General features: G+C 36.2%; 1 pseudogene. It reads right to left on the minus strand.

The window, feature by feature from the left end:
* A pseudogene (locus AACL61_RS05080) lies at positions 1–923 on the minus strand (low temperature requirement protein A); the annotation flags it as partial.
* Positions 924–1070: the final 147 nt, after the last annotated feature.

Here is a 1070-nt window from a genome sequence, read left to right on the forward strand (position 1 = left end):
CTCGCAAATTTATGGATAAAAATACTTACAACGGTTTTATTTACTTTTACCTTATTGTAATAGTTAGCAATTGCAAGGCCAATATAAAACAAGGCAAAACCCAGGTACATGCAGGTTACCGCAAATCGCGGATGTGCCTCTGCATCATCAATGAATTTCATTGCCACAGTTATTAGGCTAAGACCAAATAAAATAAAGTAATGAAGATAGATCATTAAATTTCCGGTCTCATGGCGTTGATGTTCATTAATTAAATGATCAAATTCAACAATGTAGGTAAAGAATAGCGCTGCAACTGTGGTAAGTATAAGAATAGACTGAATTGAAAAGCTGGTGGCAGTAAAGTAATCAGCAATACCGACAATCGTCTCACCAAACATCACGATAATTAATGCCGTAAGCCGTTCTAGCAAGTGCGAAAAGATGATGGGATGATGCTTTGTATATTTTCCGGTAAAGCCAGGCGCAATCCAACTGATAATAATACCAGCAAAAGCAATCCTCACTCTAACTCGGCTTTGATAAAAAATCCCACCAATAAAAAGCGTAACGGTCCTAAAAATTAAAATTCCAGCAAATGCTCGTGTAATCTGTTTATCTATCTTCTTTTCTGCCTAAAAGTAAACTAAAACATATTGGATACATAACGTTAATGATAGCAATCCTGCAGCTATGAAAAAAATTGCTAAATGCCAGTCAAATGTTGTTGAAAACGAATTTGACATATAGAGAAGAATTGCCATATCGACGAACGAAAAGATAACATTTGTTCCTGAAATCTTTCCATGCCGATTTGTAAAAACCATCTGGACCATCCAGGAATTAATAAATACAATCACGACAATTGCAAAGATTCCTAAAACCGGCAATCCCACAATCCCATGGTGCAAATGGTGAATCATTTCTGTTGCTCGGAAAACCATGTAAACGAACACTAAATCGTAAAATAATTCTATCAAGGAAACTCGCTTAGTAATTTCATCTGCCACGATAACACACCTTCTTTTTTTAATCGAGTAGGAGATAATTGATTAGTTCGATTATCGACCTCTCACACCACCGTACGTACG

Origin of the sequence: Limosilactobacillus reuteri subsp. porcinus (assembly GCF_036621895.1) — a bacterium.
GTDB lineage: Bacteria > Bacillota > Bacilli > Lactobacillales > Lactobacillaceae > Limosilactobacillus > Limosilactobacillus reuteri_J.